The sequence below is a fragment of the Actinomycetospora soli genome (assembly GCF_021026295.1).
GTDB lineage: Bacteria > Actinomycetota > Actinomycetes > Mycobacteriales > Pseudonocardiaceae > Actinomycetospora > Actinomycetospora soli.
In genome coordinates, this window is record NZ_JAJNDA010000003.1 from 307,129 (window position 1) to 326,327 (window position 19,199).

Below are 19,199 nucleotides of genomic sequence, written 5' to 3' on the forward strand. Positions count from 1 at the left end.
GGTCGGAGCGGGAGCCGAGAGGGTGCTACTTGATGTCACCGTCGGCCGTCACGAACAGCTGGGAGTGCGGCTTCGCGTTGCCGAACGGGCCGTGCGGCCAGTTCGCGCGGTTGAAGTCGACGCACGGCTCGCCCGTGACCTCGTCCTTGAAGTCCCGGTCCAGGCTCATGTCGCCGTCCTTCGCGATGTCCACCATGCAGACGCGGTGGTCGCCGTCGAGGCCGGTGCGGGCCACGAAGTAGTTCGCGGTGGACAGGCGGGTCGGGTTCTCGGTCTCACGGTAGAACCCGTCCTGGCCGAGCTCGAGGTTGTCCAGCGCGCCCCAGTGCGGGCCACCGGCGGTCTCGCCCGGGTTGATCGGCAGGGCGCTGCGCAACGTCGGGCAGCCGGGGCCCGGGTCGGTCTCCTGGGCCGTCGTCTCGATCGAGCAGGTGGCGTTCACGCCCGCGCCGACCAGCTTGGAGATGTCGAGGGCGATGACGCCGCCCGCCGTGCCCTTGTCGTCCTTGCCGAGCGAACCCGGCTGACGACCCATCACCGCGTGGTAGAGCGTCTTGTCGTCCGGGCTCGTCTGCAGCCAGCCACCGTTGAGGCCGGAACCGGTGTCCGCCTTCGGGTCGATCTGCTTGACCGCCGCGGTGAGGTCGTAGACCTCGCGCCACACCGGGTCCTTGGCCGTCATGTCGGCCGTGTAGTAGATCGCCCCGCCCTGCATGGTCATGGCGAACGCGCCCTTGTTGCCCGGCTGGTTGGTCACCGTGGTCTCCATGACCGCACGGTTCTCGTTGTGCAGCGGGTCCTCGGCGCCCGAGCGGGGGCCGACCGGCAGGTACTTCACCGACCTGACCTCGGGGTGGTCCGGGTCGGAGATGTCCCAGGTGCGGACCGTGGTGCGCCGCAGGTTGGGCGACGGCGCCTTGACCGGGTCGAGGATGATCGTCCGCGGCTCGGCGTAGTCACTGGTCACCATGGTCCTCAGGTCCTCGCGGACCTGGATCCCGTGCGGGTTCGCGCAGGTCGGGTTGGACAGCGCCGGCAGGTTGAGGCACTGCTTCGGGTCCTCCGGCGTGGTGGTGGCCGCCGGGGCCTCGACGATCTTCTTCCCGGTCGGGTCGAAGCGGACGACCTCGCCCGGGGCGCCCGCGAAGCCGTTGCCCGAGCGGACCTCGCCGTTCGTGTAGCGGCACGGGCCGGGCGCGATCGGACCGCCCATGTAGGTGCCGTAGGCGTTGCCGTCCTTGGTCACCCAGTAGGCGTCCGGGACCGAGCCGCACGCGGTCTGGGTGGGCAGGCTGATGCCCGACAGGCCCAGGGCCGGCAGCTTCGAGACGTCGAAGACGTAGGTCGCGGCCGTGAACAGGCCTCCCGCGAAGATCTTGTTGCCCTTGTGCCACGCGTACTGCATGTGGTGGGGCTCGTTCTCCACGAGGGGGCCGACGGTCGCGGTGTTGACGACCTTGCCGTAGGTCGGCGAGCCCTTCGTGGCGTCGATGACGGCCATGAAGTCCGGGCCCGGAGCGGCGTTGCGCACCGTGTCCAGGGGCTTGGCGAGCGAACCCGGCAGCTTCTTGACCTGCGGGACCGCGGTGTCGGCGACGTTCTCGTCACCGGCCCACACGACGAGGTACTCGGGGCGGGTGCCGATGCCCCGCGCCGCGTCCTGGGAGGCCTTCAGCGCCGACGGGTCGACGTGGTTCTCCACCCAGTAGTCCTTGCCGTCGGACCCCTGGATCGTCTGGCGCTGCGGGACGATGTCCGCGCTCGCGGTCATGGCGGTGGGGACGACGACGGCGCCGGCGATCACGGCGAGCGCGCCGACGACGGTGGCGATCTTCGCCCGGACCGAGAGCCGGTCCAGGAGGCGACGGTGCCGGCCGCCGCTCACGCGTAGTCCCCCGGTCCGGAGCCGGGGATGATCGCCGTCGAACGCTGCACCGAGTTCAGGAGGCCGTTCAGCGGGACGCCGAGCAGCACGGTCTCCGGCTTCGCCCCGTACTGCGCGCCGACCGGCACCGGCGTCGGGTCGTCGGGGGTGGTGGCGCTGTCGGAGCCGGGGATCGAGGAGAGCCCGCCACCGACGACGGCGGTGAGCGGGTCCGGCCCGAGACCGGCGCCCTCGGTGACGCCGTCGGTGGGCAGCGTGGTGGGGAGCGTCGGGAGCTCGGCGGCGGTGGCCAGGCCCGGGGTGGCGGCGAGGGCGGCGAGCGCCGCCAGTCCGCCGAGCGCGACACGGCGCGCCGCTGGTGTCTTCGGGGACACTGCGAGAACCTCTCTGATCGGGGAACGGGTCGAACACGCGGTGCTCGACGCCACGCCTGCCAGGGAGGACGTCGGGCACCACGGATCCACCCCGCACGCGGCGTCCCGCGTCCGCGTCGTCACACGCGGACGCGGGGCGCCGTTCTCCTGCGGGGAGGGGTCCGGCGGCCGCCGGGACGGGCGAGAGGGCCGCCGGGTCGGGCGTCGGCCGGGAAGAGGAGTCGGGGAACTCAGCCGGCCGACACGGCACACAGCGCGCTCGCCTGCAGACGCAGGTCGACGTGGCGTCGCATCGCGAATCGCCGGGCGGTGTGCATGGGGAGGACTTGACCATGACCTGACGAGCAGGTCAAAACACCGTGAGCACCCGAGCAGCGATCAAACGTTGCAGCCTCAGTGATCTCGGTCACGTCGGGAACCATCGACCTGGGCTGTCCGACATTCGCCCGACCGGCGGAATGTGGCACAGCTCTCACGGCCGTATCCACTCGTTCGAGTGACGTGGACGACCGCGTACGCGCAGGTGTCCGGGCGACTGCGGACCGAGCCCACGAAGATCCGTCGACGAAACCTCGACCGGTGGGGTCAAGCCCGATCGAGGGACGACCGATGGGGTGGTGTGTTCCCGCTCATCGACCACCAGTCCTTCGTCCGTCCGGAGGCTGCCGCTCCCTCGGGTGACACCCGACCGGCGATGATCCCGGCCGCACGCACCCCCTCCTCGGAGCGGGCGGTGCCGGGCTCGCTCTTCGCGCCGACCCAGCAGCGCTCCCCCGAGGCGCCCGGGCTCTCCGTGCTCGTCGTCGACGGCGACGAGCGTCGTCGCGACGCGCTCACCCGCTCCCTCGTCGAGGCCGGGGCCGGCACCGTCCTCGAGTCGTCCTCGGCCGAGGACGCCCGCCGCCGCGCCCGCTCCGGGCCGCCGTGCGAGCTCGCCGTCGTCGACCTGGGGCTCGTCGAGGGCGACGCCCTCGCCCTGATCGCCGAGCTGCGGGCCGACGGCTGGCGTGCGGTCGCGGTCGGCCCCGACGACCACACCGCCGCGCAGGCCGCGTTCGGGGTCGGGGCGCTCGCGTACCTGACGTCGGACTCCGGGGTCTGCCGCGTCGTCGAGCCCGACGCCCCGGTCCCCTCGCCGACCGGCACGGGCACCCGGATCGCGGCCGTCGACGGCGCCCCGCGCGAGCTCTCGCAGCGCGAGGTCCAGGTGCTCCAGCAGGTCGCGGACGGCCACTCCAACTCCGAGATCGGCTCGGAGCTCGGCCTCTCGGCGCTGACCGTCAAGTCCCACCTCTCGCGGATCGGGCGCAAGCTCGGCACCGGCGACCGCGCCCAGATGGTCGCGCTCGCCATGCGCGCCGGCGTGGTGCGCTGACGTCCACCGCCCTCGTGGCAGGACGGCGTCGAGGTCGCCGCGCGGCAGCGACGACGCTTTCCTGCCACCGGGGTGGGGCGGCTAGCGTGCCGCCCCGTGACCGAACTCGTGCACCTCGACGTCGCCGCCGGCCGGGCGACGATCACGCTGGACTCGCCGACCAACCGCAACGCGCTCTCCGCCCAGCTGCGCCGCGAACTGCGTGCGCACCTGGAGACCGCGCTGGCCGACGACGCCGTCCGGGTGGTGGTGCTGACCCACACCGGCACGGTGTTCTGCTCCGGCATGGACCTGCGGGAGTCCCGGGGAGCCGGGTCCGGCGACCAGGGCGTGCAGGAGTTCCCGGCGATCCTGCACCTGCTGTGGACCTCGCCGAAGCCCGTGGTGGCGCGTCTCGCCGGACCGGCGCGCGCCGGCGGGGTCGGCCTCGTCGCAGCGTGCGACATCGCCCTCGCCGCGCGTGCGGGTGACGGGTCGAAGGGCGCGACCTTCGCCTTCAGCGAGGTGCGCATCGGCGTGGTGCCCGCCGTCATCTCGGTCCCGGTGCTGCCGCGCCTGCTCCCCCGGGCCGCGCACGAACTCATGCTCACGGGCGAGGTCTTCGACGCCGACCGGGCGGCCGCCGTCGGGCTCCTCAACGCCGCGGTCGACGCGGACGCGCTGGACGCCGAGGTGGACCGCTACGTCGCGATGCTCGCCCTGGGCGCCCCGACGGCGCTGGCCGCGACCAAGGAGATGCTGCGCCGCACCCCGGAACAGGACATGGCCGCCGACTTCGACGCCATGCTCGCGCTCTCCGCGGAGTTCTTCGCCTCCGAGGAAGGGCAGGAGGGCATGGCGGCGTTCGCGGAGAAGCGTCCTCCCAGGTGGGCTGCGCCCTCGTGAGCACTAACGGTCGCTATAGCAGCCTTTAGTGCTCACGTGCGGAGCACATGGAGGACGAGCACCAGCAGGATCAGGGCGATGAGGGTGCCCGTGACCCACAGCCGGGCGTAGCGGCGGCTCACCGGTCGACGGGGCCGCTGCGGCGCTCGAGCGCCGCGAGGCGCCACGCCACGGTCCGCTCGACGAGGGTGTCCACCAGCGCGGCGAGCCCCCAGCACGCCGGGCCCACCACGCCGACGACGATGATCACCTGGAGCGTGAAGTCGAGCTGGGTGAGCCAGAGCTCGACCCCGTCCCACCAGGTCGCGACGGCGTGCAGCACGACGGCCACGGTACCGGGGCCCCGCGATCGGGCTCCGGGCCGCTCCGTCTCCCGGCGCCCCCGGGCGCGCCCCGATAGGTTCGGCGCATGTTCGCCGTCTACGCGTCCGAGCCCAACGCCGACGATCCGCTCGCCTCCCTCGTCGTGGGTGAGCGTCCCGACCCCGAGGTCCCTGAGGGCTGGGTCCGGGTCAAGGTGGAGGCCGCCAGCCTCAACATGCACGACCTCTGGACGCTGCGCGGCGTCGGCATCAAGCCCGAGCAGTTCCCCATGATCCTGGGCTGCGACGGCGCCGGCACCCTCGACGACGGCACCCCCGTCGTCCTGCACTCGCTCATGGGTGACCCGGACTGGAAGGGCGACGAGACCCTCGACCCGAAGCGCAAGATGCTCACCGAGTGGGCGCAGGGCAGCTTCGCCGACTACGTCGTCGTCCCGCAGCGCAACGCCGTCCCCCGCCCCGAGGGCATGTCGGCCGTCGCCGGCTCGGTCATGGGCACGGCCTGGCTGACCGCCTACCGCATGCTGTTCACCAAGTCCGGCCTGCGCGGCGGCCAGACGATGCTCGTCCAGGGCGCCTCCGGCGGCGTCTCCACCGCCCTGATCGCCCTCGGCCGCGCCGCGGGCATGCAGGTGTGGGTCACCGGACGCACCGAGGAGAAGCGCGAGCTCGCGCTGCGCCTCGGCGCCCACCAGGTGTTCGAGTCGAACGGCAAGCTCCCGGGCAAGGTCCAGGCCGTGTTCGAGACCGTCGGCGAGGCCACCTGGAAGCACTCGGTGCGCTCGCTGGTGCCCGGCGGCACGATCGTCTGCTCCGGCGCCACGTCGGGCAACCAGCCGCCCGCCGAGCTCGCGCAGATGTTCTTCCTGCAGAAGAACCTGGTCGGCTCGACCATGGGCACCCTCGACGAGCTGCGTGACCTGCTCGACTTCGTCGCCACCACCGGCATCACCCCGGAGGTCGGCCAGGAGCTGCCGATGACCGACGCCGAGGCCGGCTTCCGCTCCATGTTCGACGGCGAGACCGCCGGCAAGATCGTCTTCACCCGCTGAACCGCGTCCCGACGACGGGTCCCCCGCGACCCGTCGTCGGGAATGTTTGATCTTTCCGGGCTCCGGGAATGGCTATTACCCAGGGTTGAGCAACCAGTCTTGGTTCGGGCCTGCCGTCTCCGGTGGCCTGTTGCTCCCCCGTCGTGGTTCACACCGCAGCCAGGCGGACCGCATCCATGCGCGTCTGTGAGGTCTGCCCGTGTCCGAGCGCACCAGTGCCTACGACCAGTACGCCCCGCAGCTGGAGGAACTCGCCTCCCTGCCGGCGGACGACCCCCGACGCGACCGGCTCACCGCCGAACTCACCGACGCGTTCCGGCCGGTCGCCCGCAACATCGCGCGTCGCTTCTCGCGCCGCGGCGAGGCCGTCGACGACCTCGAGCAGGTCGCCGCGATCGGCCTGCTGCACGCCCTGCGACGGTTCGACCCGGACCAGGGCCGCGACTTCCTGTCCTACGCGGTCCCGACCATGATGGGCGAGGTCCGCCGCCACTTCCGCGACTCGGCCTGGGCCATCCGCACCCCGCGCGGGGTGAAGGACCGCTACCTGCAGGTCGGCACCGCGTCGACGACGCTCGGCCAGCAGCTCGGGCGCGCCCCCACGGCCACCGAGCTCGCCGAGCACCTCGGGATCGACCGCGAGGAGGTCATCGAGGCGATCTCGGCGCACCACTCGTACCGGCCGGACTCGCTCGACTCGACGCTCACGCAGGGCACCGACACGACGGTCGCCGACGTCCTCGGCCACGACGACCCGGACCTCGCGCACGTCGAGTCGCGGGCCCTCGTGCGGGACCTCGTCGGCACGCTGCCCGAGCGCGAGCGCACGATCCTCGTGCTGCGCTTCGTGCACGAGAAGACGCAGTCGGAGATCGCGGAGCGGCTCTCGATCTCCCAGATGCACGTCTCGCGGCTGCTCTCCCAGACCCTGGAGCGCCTCCGCGAGCGCGCCCGGGTCCGGGACGCGACCTCCGCCGGTCAGTCGTCCGCGGTGATCGCCAAGAGCGCCTGAGCGACCGCGTCGTTCGCGCGGAAGCTGAGGCTGTTCGTGTTCGGCCGGGTGAACGCACCCGGTAGCCGCACCGTGGTGTGCGGCCCGATCGCGAACAGCCGCGGGTGCGGCTCCTGCTCGGGGCCGGTGAGCACCCGGTGGTCGGCGGGGTCCACGGGGACGAGACCCGTGGAGTGCTCGACGACGCCGGAGTAGTCGTCGCCGCGCGAGCAGGCGTTCCAGCTCAGCGTCTCCTCGTCGACGAGTCCGGCCCGCATCAGCGAGCGCAGCATCGGGTCGGAGCTGCGGCGCACGCTGGGTGAGGCGAGCCGGGCGTCGACGAACGTCGTGGCCCGGGTCGGCGGCGCGTCCAGCGCCGCGCCGGTGGCCACGAACGACGGCGTGCTCTCGTCGATCTCCACCGACACGCCCGACCCCAGGAACGTCACGAACCCGGCCCGGTTGAGCGCGAGCAGCTGACGCAGCCGCGGCCCGGGCGGCCCGCTCGCGAGCGACGAGAACAGGTTCTGCCACCAGCCCAGGTCGCGGGCCCGCGACTTCGCGGTGAGCGCGCCACGGCTGGTGAGCTCGACCGACTGCATGTAGGCGCTCAGGATCGCCGTGAAGGCGCCCAGCTCCTCGGTGTGCGTCGGGTCGACGTGTCGCGCGAGGTCGTCGCTGATGTAGGTCCGCAGGAACTTATGCAGCGTGTCGGGGTCGGTCCGCAGCCCGTCGAGCGGCCGGTCGAGCTGCTCGAAGTCGAGCCGGTCGGCCTCGTCCGGCACGTGGTGCTCGACGAGCCGCTCCCGCTCCACCGAGTACCAGTCCACCTCGGCGTAGGCCGCGGCGAAGGTGTCCCAGTCGCCGACGACGCGGTCGGGGTGGCCGTGGAAGAGCTCGTGGTACCAGCCCCAGCCTGCCTCCTTGGCGATGAGCGGCCACGCGTCCTTGCGCAGGCTCACCCCGCCCTGCCGGGCCGCGAGCTCGTCGACCTGGTCCGGCCCGAAGAACCGCGGCAGCGGCGGGCGCGGTCCGATCAGCGTGTACTCGGTCTTCGCGTGGTACGGCACGCCCCGGCCGGAGCCGACGTGCAGCGACACCTCGCGGCCCGACGGGACGTAGACCAGGCGACCGCGCCCGGACCCGTCGTCGGGACCCTCCGGGTCCTCCTCGAAACGGCCGCCGCGACCCTCGAAGAGCAGGACCATGAGGTCGATGAACGCGAGGCCCATCCCGCGCGCGAGCACGGTCTCCCCCGGCGGGATCGTGTCCAGCTCCGAGTCCGACGTCTGCTCGGGCGCGAAGTAGCGCAGCCCGAGGCGCTGCGAGCAGCGCAGCAGGGCGGCCTCGTCGTCGGTCGGGGCGGCGTCGAGGTGGCCGGAGGCGAGGACGACGGCGTCCGCGTGGAGCACGTCACCGTCCTCGAGCCGGACCCGACGCAGGTCGCCGTCGACGAGGCCCGCCGCGCGCTGCTGGTGGACGTGGACGCGGACGCCGTCGGGGGCGGAGGCGAGGACGCGGTCGAGGACGTCCGCGAGGTAGTGGCTCTGCAGCTGCCGGGTGGGGAACGTGGCGCCGGTCAGCGACCGGATCTCCTCGCCGACGCGGCCCTCGGGCTCCGCGTGCGCGTCCCGGACCTCCTCGGCCCACTCGATGAGGCTCGGGCCGGGGACGATCGGGCCGGTGCACGTGACCGAGTCGTCGGTCCACATCGTCACGTCCGCCGCCATGGAGTTCATCCACAGCAGCTCGGACTGCGCCGTGCGCCAGATCCGGCCGGAGCCGGCGGGGTACGGGTCGACGAGGTGGACGTCGAGCGGATGCTCGGCGTCGACCCCCGCGCCGGGCGCGCCGGCGACGAGACGTTCCAGCACCCCGGTCCCGCGTGGTCCGCCACCGACGATCACGACCGAACGCGTCATGTCATCCGACGGTAGGCGCGGGACCGGGTCGCGGCCACCCGATGTGGCGCGGTCTCGTGGGCTGATGTCAGCCGTGGCCCACCGCTGACGCTCATCGTCAGGACGGCGCCACACCCGGGACGACGAAGAGCCCCGTCGCGATGTGCGACGGGGCCCTCCGGGTCGGTGCGGACTAGCGGGTCGGGCGGTCCCGACGCGGGCCGCGCTTCTCCGGACGCGGCGCGGGCGCCGATCCGCCGGCCTCGGAGGCACGGCGCAGGCCCATCGGACGCCCGGCGACGCGGGCCCGCTGGAGCTTCTTGACGACGGGTCCGGGCACGTCGGCGGGCAGCTCGACCAGCGTGTGGTCGGTGCGGATGTCGATGTGCCCGATGTGCGCGGAATCGAGCCCGGCCTCGTTGGCGATGGCCCCCACGATGGCGCCGGGCTTCACGCGCTGGTTGTGACCGACCTCGATGCGGTACGTGTCGGTCGCGGACCCGACGTTCCACGACGAGACCGTGGTCGGGCGCTTGCCCTGGCCCCGCCCCGGCTTGTCGTCACGACCACGCTTGTCCCCGCGGGCGGGGGGCGTGGGCAGCTCGTCGACCAGCAGCGGCTTGCCGCCCTGGACCATCTTGGCCAGCGCCGCGGCCAGCTCGACGGGGTCCACGTCGTGCTCGGCGACGTACTCGTCGATGACGCGACGGAACACCGCGATCGGGTCGCCGCCGTCGTCGTGGCCCGAGAGGGTCGCCGTGATCTTCTCGGCGAACCGGGCCCGCCGGCGGGCGTTGACCTCGTCGGTGCCCGGCACCGACATCTCCTCCGCCTTCTGGCGGGTGGTGTTCTCGATCGCCCGCATCAGCCGGATCTGGCCGCGGGTGACGAACGAGATCGCGTCGCCGGAACGACCCGCGCGCCCGGTGCGACCGATGCGGTGCACGTAGGACTCGGGGTCGGTCGGCAGGTCGTGGTTGACGACGAGGCTGATCCGCTCGACGTCGAGCCCGCGGGCGGCGACGTCGGTGGCGACCAGCACGTCGATCTTCCCGGAGCGCAGGTCGGCGATCGTCTTCTCGCGCTGGACCTGCGACAGGTCGCCCGAGATCGCGACCGACGAGAACCCACGGCGGTTCAGCGCCTCGGTCACGTCGGTGGTGTTCTGGCGGGTGCGCACGAAGACGAGGGCGGCGTCGAAGTCCTCGACCTGCAGGATGCGGGCGAGGGCGTCGGCCTTCTGCCGCTCCGGCACGACGACGTAGCGCTGCCGGGTGTTGGCCGCCGTGGTCGTCTTGCCCTTGATCGACACCTCGGCGGGCGCATTCAGGTGCTTGCGGCTGACCTCGCGGATCGCCGTCGGCATGGTGGCGGAGAACAGCGCCACCTGACGGTCGGCCGGGAGCAGGCCGAAGATGTTCTCGACCTCCTCGAGGAAGCCCATGTTGAGCATCTCGTCGGCCTCGTCGAGCACGAAGTACCCGACGTCGGTGAGGTCGAGGGTGCCCTTCTCGAGGTGGTCGGCGACGCGACCGGGCGTCCCCACGACGATCTGCGCACCCCGGCGCAGCGCCGAGAGCTGCGGGCCGTAGGGGGCGCCGCCGTAGAGCTGCACCACGTGGACGTGCGGCAGCGCCGCGGCGAACGACTCGATGGCCTCGGCCACCTGGATCGCGAGCTCACGGGTGGGGGTGAGGATCAGCGCCTGCGGGGCGCGCACGCTCGCGTCGAGGCGCGAGAGCAGCGGCAGCGCGAAGGCCGCCGTCTTGCCGGTGCCGGTCTGCGCCAGCCCGAGGACGTCGCGGCCCTCGAGGAGCAGCGGGATCGTCTCGGCCTGGATCGGCGTCGGCGTGTGGAAGCCGGACTCGACCAGGGTGGAGACCACCCGGTCGTCGAGGCCGAGGGTGACGAAGCCGTTCACGGCGTCGTCGGCCGACGAGTCGTCGGACTCGTCGAGGAAGGGGTCCAGCGGGAGGTCGGAGTCGGACAGGACAGCAGCGTGGGTCACAGATCTCTTTCAGGGAGGGGTTCGTCGGACGGTGAGAGCTGTCCGCGGACCCGTCACACGCGCGGTCCATCCCAGGCCGACAGCTCGGCACCTACATGACCATCGTACGCGAGCCGCCCCGACCCGCCGTCGGGAAGGGCCTTCCCGACGGCAGGTCGTACGTCACTTCTTGCCGGACTTGGCCTTGTCGACGGCGTTCTGGTCGGTGGACAGCGCGGCGACGAAGGCCTCCTGCGGGACGTCGACCCGCCCGATCGTCTTCATCCGCTTCTTGCCCTCCTTCTGCTTCTCCAGCAGCTTGCGCTTCCGCGTGATGTCGCCGCCGTAGCACTTGGAGAGCACGTCCTTGCGGATCGCGCGGATCGTCTCCCGGGCGATGATGCGTGAGCCGATCGCCGCCTGGATCGGCACCTCGAACTGCTGGCGCGGGATGAGCTCGCGCAGCTTCCCGGCCATCGAGTTGCCGTAGGCGTACGCGGCGTCCTTGTGCACGACCGCGGAGAACGCGTCCACCGGCTCGCCCTGCAGCAGGATGTCGACCTTGACCAGGTCGGCCGGCTGCTCCCCCGCGGGCTCGTAGTTCAGCGAGGCGTAGCCGCGGGTCTTGGACTTCAGCACGTCGAAGAAGTCGAAGATGATCTCGGCGAGCGGCATCGAGTAGCGCAGCTCGACCCGGCTGTCGGACAGGTAGTCCATGCCCTCGAGCGAGCCGCGCCGCGACTGGCAGAGCTCCATGATCGCGCCCACGAAGTCGGCCGGCGCGAGCACCGAGACCTTGGTGACCGGCTCGAAGACCGCCTTGACCTTGCCCTCCGGCCACTCGGCCGGGTTGGTCACCTCGACCTCGCCGCCGTCGTCGAGCTCGACCCGGTAGACGGTGTTCGGCGCGGTGGAGATGAGGTCGAGGCCGTACTCGCGCTCGAGCCGGTCGCGGGTGATCTCGAGGTGCAGCAGGCCGAGGAAGCCGCAGCGGAAGCCGAAGCCCAGCGCCGCCGACGTCTCGGGCTCGTAGGACAGGGCGGCGTCGTTGAGGCGCAGCTTGTCCAGCGCGTCGCGCAGCAGCGGGTAGTCGCTGCCGTCGATGGGATAGAGCCCGGAGAACACCATGGGCTGCGGGTCCTGGTAGCCGCCGAGCGACTCGCCGGCGCCCTTGCGCTCGGTGGTGACCGTGTCGCCGACGCGGGACTGGCGCACGTCCTTCACGCCGGTCATGAGGTAGCCGACCTCGCCGACCCCGAGGCCCTGCGAGGGCTTCTGGTCCGGCGAGATGATCCCGACCTCGAGCAGCTCGTGCACCGCGTTCGTGCTCATCATGCGGATGCGCTCGCGCGGGGTGATCTTGCCGTCGACGACGCGGATGTAGGTGACGACGCCGCGGTAGGTGTCGTAGACCGAGTCGAAGATCATCGCGCGGGCGGGGGCGTCGGCGTCGCCGACCGGGGCCGGGACCCGCCGCACGACCTCGTCGAGCACCGCCGCGACGCCGTCCCCGGTCTTCGCGCTGATGCGCAGCACGTCCTCGGGCTCGCAGCCGATGAGGTGCGCGATCTCGGCGGCGTACTTCTCGGGCTCCGCGGCCGGCAGGTCGATCTTGTTGAGGACCGGGATGATCTCCAGGTCGTGGTCGAGCGCGAGGTAGAGGTTCGCGAGCGTCTGCGCCTCGATGCCCTGCGCGGCGTCCACCAGCAGGATCGCGCCCTCGCAGGCGGCGAGCGAGCGGCTGACCTCGTAGGTGAAGTCGACGTGGCCCGGGGTGTCGATGAGGTGCAGCACGTGGTCGCGCAGCTCGCCGTCGGGACCGGCGGCGCACCACGGCAGGCGCACGTTCTGCGCCTTGATGGTGATGCCGCGCTCGCGCTCGATGTCCATGCGGTCGAGGTACTGCGCGCGGTACGCCCGGTCGCCCAGGACGCCCGTCAGCTGCAGCATCCGGTCGGCCAGCGTGGACTTCCCGTGGTCGATGTGCGCGATGATGCAGAAGTTGCGGATCCGGTCCGGGGGCGTGAACGTCTCGTCGGCGTAGCCCACGGTGCCCGGTCGGCCAGGGGTCTTGGTCGACTGCTGGGTGGTGGTCTCGGTCAACGAGGTCTCGCCTTTCGGTCTTCGGTCGGTCGAGCTCCATCGTCCCACGACACCCCGACGGTCATCGTCGGCGAGGGCCGTTGGTAACCTGGAACCCACTGCGCCGTGCGGGCTGGACGCCTGTTGCGCGCCCGCACGAAGACACCCCAGCGATCAAGAGGTTCGAAAGCCCCGTGGCGAACATCAAGCAGCAGGTCAAGCGTAACCGCAAGAACGAGGAAGCCCGCCAGCGCAACAAGGCGGTCAAGTCCGAGATCAAGACGGCCATCCGCCGCTACCGCGAGACCGTCGAGTCCGGCGACGCCACCGCCGCCGACGAGCGTCGCCGCCACGCCGCGCGCCTGCTCGACAAGGCCGTGAGCAAGGGCGTCATCCACAAGAACCAGGCCGCGAACAAGAAGTCGCGCATGGCGCACCGCGCGGCTGCCTTCACGGTCGACGCGAAGGCCGGCAAGACCCCGGCCTGAGGTCCTTCCCGACGACGGGCGTCCCCATCCCGGGGGCGCCCGTTTCGTCGTTCCGGGGCGACTTCGTCGTGAGTGGCACGTGACGCAGGTCAGCGAGTCTCCCGACCTGCCTGGCTGACCACTCGCGGCGGGGTCAGCGCCGGCGCGCCTGCCCGGCGAGTCCCGCGAGTTCGGACGTGGCGCGTTCGAGGGCGTACGACGCGTCGGCGGCGACCCCCTTGACGTCCGCGTTCACGTCCGCGACCAGCGCCATCGCGCGCGTCAGCCCGGGGGCGTCCCAGCCGCGCGCCTGCCCCATCGCCTTCTTCACCTTGAACGGCGGCATCTTCAGCCGGCTCGCCAGCGCGCCCGGGTCTCCCCGACCGGCGGCCGACACCCGGGCGATGGTGCGCACCGCGTCGGCGAGGGCGTCGGCGACGAGGACGTGGGGCACGCCCGTGTCCAGGGCGTACCGCAACGCCTCCAGCGCGCCCGCGCGGTCGCCCGACACCGCCTTCTCGGCCACCGCGAACCCCGTGACGTCGGCGCGCCCACGGTGGAAGCGCCGCACGGAGTCGGCGTCGACCTGCCCGCCCGAGTCGCTGACCAGCTGCGACGCGGCCGCGGCGAGCTCGCGCAGGTCGGCCCCGACCGCCTCCAGCAGCAGGCTCAGCGCCTCCCCCGTGATGCCGCCACCCGCCTGCCGGATCTCGTTGCGCACGAAGTCGGCCCGCCGGTCGTTCTCCCACGGCTTGAACTTCGCGGCCTCGCTGACGGCCGCGCCCGCCTTCTTCAACCCGTCGACGAGGGCCTTGCCCTTCGCGCCGCCGGGGTGCACGACGACGAGGGCGACCCCGTCCGTCGGCGCCTTCGCGTACCCGACCAGCACGGTGGTCACCTCGGCGTTCGCGTCCTGCGCCGCCTCGAGCACGACCACCCGCGACTCGGCGAACAGCGACGGGCTGACCAGCTCCGCCAGCACGCCCGCGGTGATCTCGTTGGCCCTCAGCGTGCGGACCTCGACGTCCGGGTCCTGACGGCGGGCCGCGGCGGTGGCGGCGGCCACGGCGCGTTCGACCAGCAGGCCCTCGTCGCCGACGACGAGACGCACCGGCACGAGCTCGTCGGCGGGCTTGCTCCGGGCGCGGGGTGGCACGCCCTCATCCTCGCACCGACCCCCGACAGCGTGGTGTGGGCAACGCGTGGAGCAGTGGCCGTCCGTGCTCCGGGTGCCGTAACGTGCCCGTAGCGCGACCGCGGGGCGGAGCCCGGCGGACAATCGAATACGGCTCATCCAGAGGGGTAGAGGGAACGGCCCGACGACACCCCGGCAACCGGCGGCGCCTCCACGTGCGCAAGACCGGTGCCAATTCCGACCCGCGGACCCGCGGGGAAGATGAGGAGATCACTCTTCCATGACCCTGACTGCGCCCGACCAGACGGCGACCGGCTACGACCTCGGCCCGGCCGCCGCCCTCTCGTGTCGCGCCTGCGGCCACCGCACCCCGCTCGCCCCGGAGTTCGCCTGTCCGCAGTGTTTCGGGCCCCTCGAGATCGCGTACGACTTCCCGTCGATCACCCGGGAGGAGATCGAGCGGGGCCCGAAGTCGATCTGGCGGTACAAGAAGCTGCTCCCCGTGCCGAGCACGGTCGAGGCGCACCCGAACATGGACCCCGGGTTCACGCGGCTCATCCGCGCCGACCGGCTGGGCGCCGAGCTCGGCATCCGGAACCTGTGGGTCAAGGACGACACCGGCAACCCGACGCACTCCTTCAAGGACCGTGTCGTGGCCGTGGCGCTCGCCGCCGCCCGTGAGCTCGGCTTCACCGTGCTGGCCTGCCCGTCGACCGGGAACCTCGCCAACGCCACCGCCGCCGCGGCCGCCCGCGCCGGGTGGGACTCCGTCGTGCTGATCCCCTCCTCGCTGGAGCGGGCCAAGGTCCTCATGACCGCGGTGTACGACACCAACCTGCTCGCCGTCGAGGGCAACTACGACGACGTCAACCGGCTCGCCACCGAGCTCGCGTTCGAGCAGGAGGACTGGGCGTTCGTCAACGTCAACGTCCGCCCCTACTACGCCGAGGGCTCCAAGAGCCTGGGCTACGAGATCTCCGAGCAGCTCGGGTGGCGCATCCCCGCGCAGACCGTGATCCCGGTGGCGTCCGGCTCGCAGCTCACGAAGATCGACAAGGCGTACGGCGAGCTGGTCTCCCTCGGGCTCGTCGACGAGGCGGACTGGCGGATCTTCGGGGCGCAGGCCGCCGGCTGCTCGCCGGTGTCGACCGCGTTCCGCGAGGGCACCGACGTCGTGAAGCCGCAGCGCCCCGACACGATCGCCCGCTCGCTCGCGATCGGGAACCCGGCCGACGGGCCCTACGTCCTCGACACCGTCCGCCGCACCGGCGGCGCAGTCACCGACGTGACCGACGACGAGGTCCGCGACGGGATCCGGCTGCTCGCCCGCACCGAGGGCATCTTCGCGGAGACCGCCGGCGGGGTGACCGTGGCGAACGCGAAGAAGCTCGTCGAGTCGGGACAGCTCGACCCCGACGCCGACACCGTCCTGCTCATCACCGGCGACGGCCTCAAGACCCTCGACGCCATCGAGCACCAGGTCGGTCCGAAGGCCACCGTCCCGGCCACGTCGAAGGCCGTGCGCGAGGCCCTCGGCATCTAGCGCCGCCGCGGGTCCGGCAGGGGGTCGCCGCGGGCGACCACCGCCGGACCCCGCGCACCGGGCACGAGCGCGAGGTCCCCGCTCTCGTCGGTCCGGCGCACGAGCGCGCCCGTCCCGGCGAGCAGGCCCACGATCGACGGGTTCGGGTGCCCGTAGGAGTTCCCGCGCCCCACGCTCACCAGCGCCAGCCGCGAGCCGGGCGCCACGAGGAACGCGGGCAGCGACGACCGCGACCCGTGGTGCGGCACCTTCAGCACCTCGGCGTGCAGGTCCGCCCCCGCGGCGAGCAGCGCGTCCTGCGACGCCCGTTCCGCGTCGCCCGGCAGCAGCACCCGCCCCAGCGGCGTGCTCGCGCGCAGCACCAGCGACGTGTCGTTCACCTGCGACCCGTCCTCGCCGTCGACGTGCACGCCCGGGTGCACCGGCCCGAGCACCTCCAGCACCAGCCCCGGCCACCGCAGCACCACGCCCCTCTCCATCCCGACGACGGGTGCTCCCGCCGCCCGCGCCCGCCCCGTCACCTGCGCGAGCGTCCCCGCCGGTTCCCGCACCGGACCGACGGCGACCGCCCCCGTCGACCGGCCCCGCAGCGCCCCCGCCAGCCCGCCGACGTGGTCGACGTGCAGGTGCGAGAGCACGACCAGCGCGAGCGAGTGCACCCCGAGCCGCGCGAGGCAGCGGTCGACCGGTCCCGCGTCGGGCCCGGCGTCGACCAGCACCGCCCGCCCCGGCTCCCCCGTCGCGAGGACGAGCGCGTCCCCCTGGCCGACGTCGCACGCCACCACCGCCCATCCCGGCGGCGGCCACCCGACGGGGACGACCCGGGTCGGCACGAGGACCAGCAGCAGCCCGATAGCCGCGGCCAGCGCGACCAGCCGGACCCGTTGCCACCGCAGCGCGACGGCGGTGAGCACCACCAGACCCGCGAGCACCAGGCCGCCGACGACGCCGCCCGGCCAGCTCACCGTCGCGCCGTCCACACCCGCGCACCGGCGCGCCACCCACACCAGCCACGACACCTCCGGGCCCGCCAGCCACACCGCGGCGTGGGCACCCCACGTCCACCACGGCGCGACGACGGCCGCGGTGACGCCGAGCACGGTCGCGGGGGCGACCACGGGCGCGGCCAGCAGGTTGGCCAGGACGGCCACGAGACTGACCTCGCCCGAGAGCCCGGCCACCACCGGCGCGGTGACCACGTGGGCCGCCACCGGAACCGCCAGCGCCTCCGCGACGCCCGGCGGGATCCGTCGGGCCCGCAGCCCGGTGACCAGCGGCGGCGCGAGCAGCACCAACGCGCCCGTGGCCAGGACCGAGAGGGCGAACCCCGCGTCGGTCGCCAGTCCGGGGTCGACGAGGAGCAGGCCGACCACGGTCGCCGCCAGGGCCGGCAGCACCGACCGCCGACGTCCCAGCGCCAGGGCGAGCAGCACCACCGCGCCCATGGCCGCGGCCCGCAGCACGCTCGGCGACGGCCGTGCGAGCACCACGAACCCGACCAGCGCCACCACTGCGAGCACGGCCGCCGCCCGGGGGCCGACCCGCGCCAGACGCACCAGCAGCAGCACCGCCCCGAGCACGAACGCCACGTTGGAACCGCTGACGGCGGTGAGGTGCGTCAGACCCGCCGTCCGGAAGTCGTCGACGAGGTCCGGCGCGACGCCCGAGGTGTCGCCCACGACCAGTCCGGGCAGCAGGCCCGCCGGGTCCTCGGCGAGGACCGCGCGGGCGGCGTCGCGCAGCCCGGCGCGCAGGTCGCCGGCCGCCACCTGCACCGCCGGCGGCGGCGCGACGTCCCGGGGCGGGCCGCGGGTGCGCAGCACCGCCACCGTGAGGTCGCCCCGCGACGACGCCCCGAGCGACCCGCTCGCGGTCAGCCGCTGCCCCGGGAGGAGCCCGGCCCAGCCCTCGGCGGGGGCGAGCACGACCACCTGCCCCTCCCCCGCCCACCGCCCGCCCCCGGTCTGCGCGGCGACGAGGTCGGCCCGGGCCACGACCCGGGGACCCCCGAGGCCGGACGAGCGCAGGGGCGCCGGGTCGTCGGTGAGGACCATCTCCAGCGTCGCCGCCGAGCCTGCGGCGGCCGCCGCCCGCACCGGGTGGTCCGCGACCTGCCAGGCCGCCGACGACGCCACCCCGCCGACCGCCGCCGCACACGCCCCCGCGGCGACCAGACCCGCCGCCCACCGCCGATCCCGCCGCACGACCCCGACGACGGCCGCGGCGAGCGCCGCGACCGTCACGACGGCGCCCGGCCCCCACCCGACACCGAGCGCCACCAGCGCCGCGCCCCAGGCCGCGAGTGCCGCGGGGACGAGCCGCGCGTCGAGACGGGGCCGCTCCCCGTCCGGCGCGCTCACACCCGCACCAGTTCGCGCAGCGTGCCGAACCGGGCCTCGCCGATGCCCGGGATCTCGCGGAGCTGCTCGACCGCGGAGAACCGGCCGTTCTGCGTCCGCCAGTCGAGGATCTTCTTCGCCGTCACCGGGCCGACCCCCGGCAGTCCGTCGAGCTGCTCGAGCGTCGCCGCGTTCAGGTCCACCTTCCCGTCGGCGGGCGAGGCCGGACCACCCGCCGGAGCTTGCCCCGGTGCCGGAGCGCCCGCCGGGGCCGTGGGCGCGGCAGCAGCGCCCACGACGATCTGCTGCCCGTCCACCACCCGGGCCGCGAGGTTCAGCGGCGTGAGGTCGACCTTCGGCAGCGCTCCGCCCGCTGCGTCGACCGCCTCCCCGACCCGGGCGCCGTCCCGCAGCGTCACCAGTCCCGGCCGCCGCACCTTCCCCGCCACGTGCACCACGACCGGCGCACCCGGCTGCGACGCGGGAACGGAGGCGGAGGCGGAGGCCGAGGGCGACGCCGCCACCACCGGCAGGCCCGGCACGGGTTCGGCCACCGGCCGACCACCCCACACCCCGAGCCCCGTGACGACCGCGGCGACCACGACCACCGCCGCCAACGCGAGCGCGCCCCAGCGACCCGGGTCCCACCGCGCCGCGGTCCACGACGCGGGCAACCAGCGGGCCGGCCCACGCGCCGGCGGATCCCACGCACTCGGCGGCACGGGGTCGGGGAGCGCCTCGTCGTAGACGAGCGACGCCCCGGGCGTCCCCGGGGGCGCCGTCGGCCAGCCCCGCCGCACCGACCCGTCGTCGGGAAGGGCGGCCTGCAGCCGGAGCCGGGGGTCCTGGGTCACCCGCCC

Annotated in this window: 15 protein-coding genes and 1 riboswitch; of the genes, 6 read left to right on the top strand and 9 right to left on the bottom strand. The window is 73.4% G+C overall.

Going from position 1 to position 19,199, the window contains the following annotated elements; translation table 11 throughout:
- Positions 1-25: 25 nt before the first annotated feature.
- Entirely contained in the window at positions 26-1,771 is a 1,746-nt protein-coding gene (locus LN037_RS06325; protein WP_230751129.1) for a selenium-binding family protein, read from the bottom strand.
- Between the two features lie 110 nt (positions 1,772-1,881).
- Positions 1,882-2,259 (bottom strand): hypothetical protein, encoded by a 378-nt coding sequence (locus tag LN037_RS06330; RefSeq protein ID WP_230750895.1) that lies wholly within the window; start codon positions 2,257-2,259, stop codon positions 1,882-1,884.
- 697 nt (positions 2,260-2,956) lie between these two features.
- On the opposite strand from LN037_RS06330, the gene LN037_RS06335 reads away from it, so the two are divergent.
- The gene (locus LN037_RS06335; protein WP_372460396.1) at positions 2,957-3,634 is read left to right on the top strand and encodes a LuxR C-terminal-related transcriptional regulator; all 678 of its coding nucleotides are present in this window, start codon (positions 2,957-2,959) and stop codon (positions 3,632-3,634) included.
- 96 nt (positions 3,635-3,730) lie between these two features.
- Entirely contained in the window at positions 3,731-4,519 is a 789-nt protein-coding gene (locus LN037_RS06340; protein WP_230750898.1) for an enoyl-CoA hydratase-related protein, read from the top strand.
- A gap of 118 nt (positions 4,520-4,637) precedes the next feature.
- Here the strand turns inward: LN037_RS06340 and LN037_RS06345 are convergent, their stop codons facing one another.
- Entirely contained in the window at positions 4,638-4,841 is a 204-nt protein-coding gene (locus LN037_RS06345; protein WP_230750900.1) for a hypothetical protein, read from the bottom strand.
- An 87-nt stretch (positions 4,842-4,928) separates the two neighbouring features.
- On the opposite strand from LN037_RS06345, the gene LN037_RS06350 reads away from it, so the two are divergent.
- Both LN037_RS06350 and LN037_RS06355 read left to right on the top strand, forming a co-directional pair.
- Positions 4,929-5,894, top strand: coding sequence for a quinone oxidoreductase family protein (locus LN037_RS06350; RefSeq protein WP_230750901.1), 966 nt, complete (start codon positions 4,929-4,931; stop codon positions 5,892-5,894).
- A gap of 199 nt (positions 5,895-6,093) precedes the next feature.
- Entirely contained in the window at positions 6,094-6,906 is an 813-nt protein-coding gene (locus tag LN037_RS06355; RefSeq protein WP_230750903.1) for a SigB/SigF/SigG family RNA polymerase sigma factor, read from the top strand.
- Here LN037_RS06355 and LN037_RS06360 read toward each other — a convergent pair.
- The 3 genes from LN037_RS06360 to lepA all read right to left on the bottom strand — a co-directional run bounded on the left by LN037_RS06360 (position 6,873) and on the right by lepA (position 12,822).
- Positions 6,873-8,807 (bottom strand): FAD/NAD(P)-binding protein, encoded by a 1,935-nt coding sequence (locus LN037_RS06360; RefSeq protein ID WP_230750905.1) that lies wholly within the window; start codon positions 8,805-8,807, stop codon positions 6,873-6,875. The genes LN037_RS06355 and LN037_RS06360 overlap by 34 nt on opposite strands.
- Before the next feature lie 172 nt (positions 8,808-8,979).
- The gene (locus tag LN037_RS06365) at positions 8,980-10,794 is read right to left on the bottom strand and encodes a DEAD/DEAH box helicase (RefSeq protein ID WP_230750907.1); all 1,815 of its coding nucleotides are present in this window, start codon (positions 10,792-10,794) and stop codon (positions 8,980-8,982) included.
- Positions 10,795-10,956: 162 nt separating this feature from the next.
- Positions 10,957-12,822, bottom strand: coding sequence for a translation elongation factor 4 (gene lepA / locus LN037_RS06370; RefSeq protein ID WP_230751130.1), 1,866 nt, complete (start codon positions 12,820-12,822; stop codon positions 10,957-10,959).
- 227 nt (positions 12,823-13,049) lie between these two features.
- Here lepA and rpsT point away from each other — a divergent pair, with 227 nt between their 5' ends.
- Positions 13,050-13,343: a 30S ribosomal protein S20 gene (rpsT, locus tag LN037_RS06375; protein ID WP_230750909.1), complete on the top strand. Its 294-nt coding sequence runs from the start codon at positions 13,050-13,052 to the stop codon at positions 13,341-13,343.
- 133 nt (positions 13,344-13,476) lie between these two features.
- Here rpsT and holA read toward each other — a convergent pair whose 3' ends face one another.
- On the bottom strand, positions 13,477-14,478 hold the full coding sequence (gene holA / locus LN037_RS06380; protein ID WP_230750911.1) for a DNA polymerase III subunit delta: 1,002 nt from the start codon (positions 14,476-14,478) through the stop codon (positions 13,477-13,479).
- A 131-nt stretch (positions 14,479-14,609) separates the two neighbouring features.
- Positions 14,610-14,725, top strand: a riboswitch (SAM riboswitch).
- Positions 14,726-14,737: 12 nt separating this feature from the next.
- Between holA and thrC the strand changes: the two genes are divergently transcribed.
- Positions 14,738-16,000, top strand: coding sequence for a threonine synthase (gene thrC, locus LN037_RS06385; protein WP_230750912.1), 1,263 nt, complete (start codon positions 14,738-14,740; stop codon positions 15,998-16,000).
- On the opposite strand, the gene LN037_RS06390 is transcribed toward thrC, so the two are convergent.
- On the bottom strand, positions 15,997-18,360 hold the full coding sequence (locus tag LN037_RS06390; protein WP_230750914.1) for a ComEC/Rec2 family competence protein: 2,364 nt from the start codon (positions 18,358-18,360) through the stop codon (positions 15,997-15,999). The genes thrC and LN037_RS06390 overlap by 4 nt on opposite strands.
- Entirely contained in the window at positions 18,357-19,193 is an 837-nt protein-coding gene (locus tag LN037_RS06395) for a ComEA family DNA-binding protein (RefSeq protein ID WP_230750916.1), read from the bottom strand. The genes LN037_RS06390 and LN037_RS06395 overlap by 4 nt, the downstream gene beginning before the upstream one ends.
- Between the last annotated feature and the right edge of the window lie 6 nt (positions 19,194-19,199).

Excerpts from the sequence above, each read along its gene's own strand:
- LN037_RS06360 (WP_230750905.1), bottom strand. The coding sequence starts at position 8,807 with ATGACGCGTTCGGTCGTGATCGTCGGTGGCGGACCACGCGGGACCGGG.
- LN037_RS06350 (WP_230750901.1), top strand. The coding sequence starts at position 4,929 with ATGTTCGCCGTCTACGCGTCCGAGCCCAACGCCGACGATCCGCTCGCC.
- LN037_RS06325 (WP_230751129.1), bottom strand. The coding sequence starts at position 1,771 with ATGACCGCGAGCGCGGACATCGTCCCGCAGCGCCAGACGATCCAGGGG.
- thrC (WP_230750912.1), top strand. The coding sequence starts at position 14,738 with ATGACCCTGACTGCGCCCGACCAGACGGCGACCGGCTACGACCTCGGC.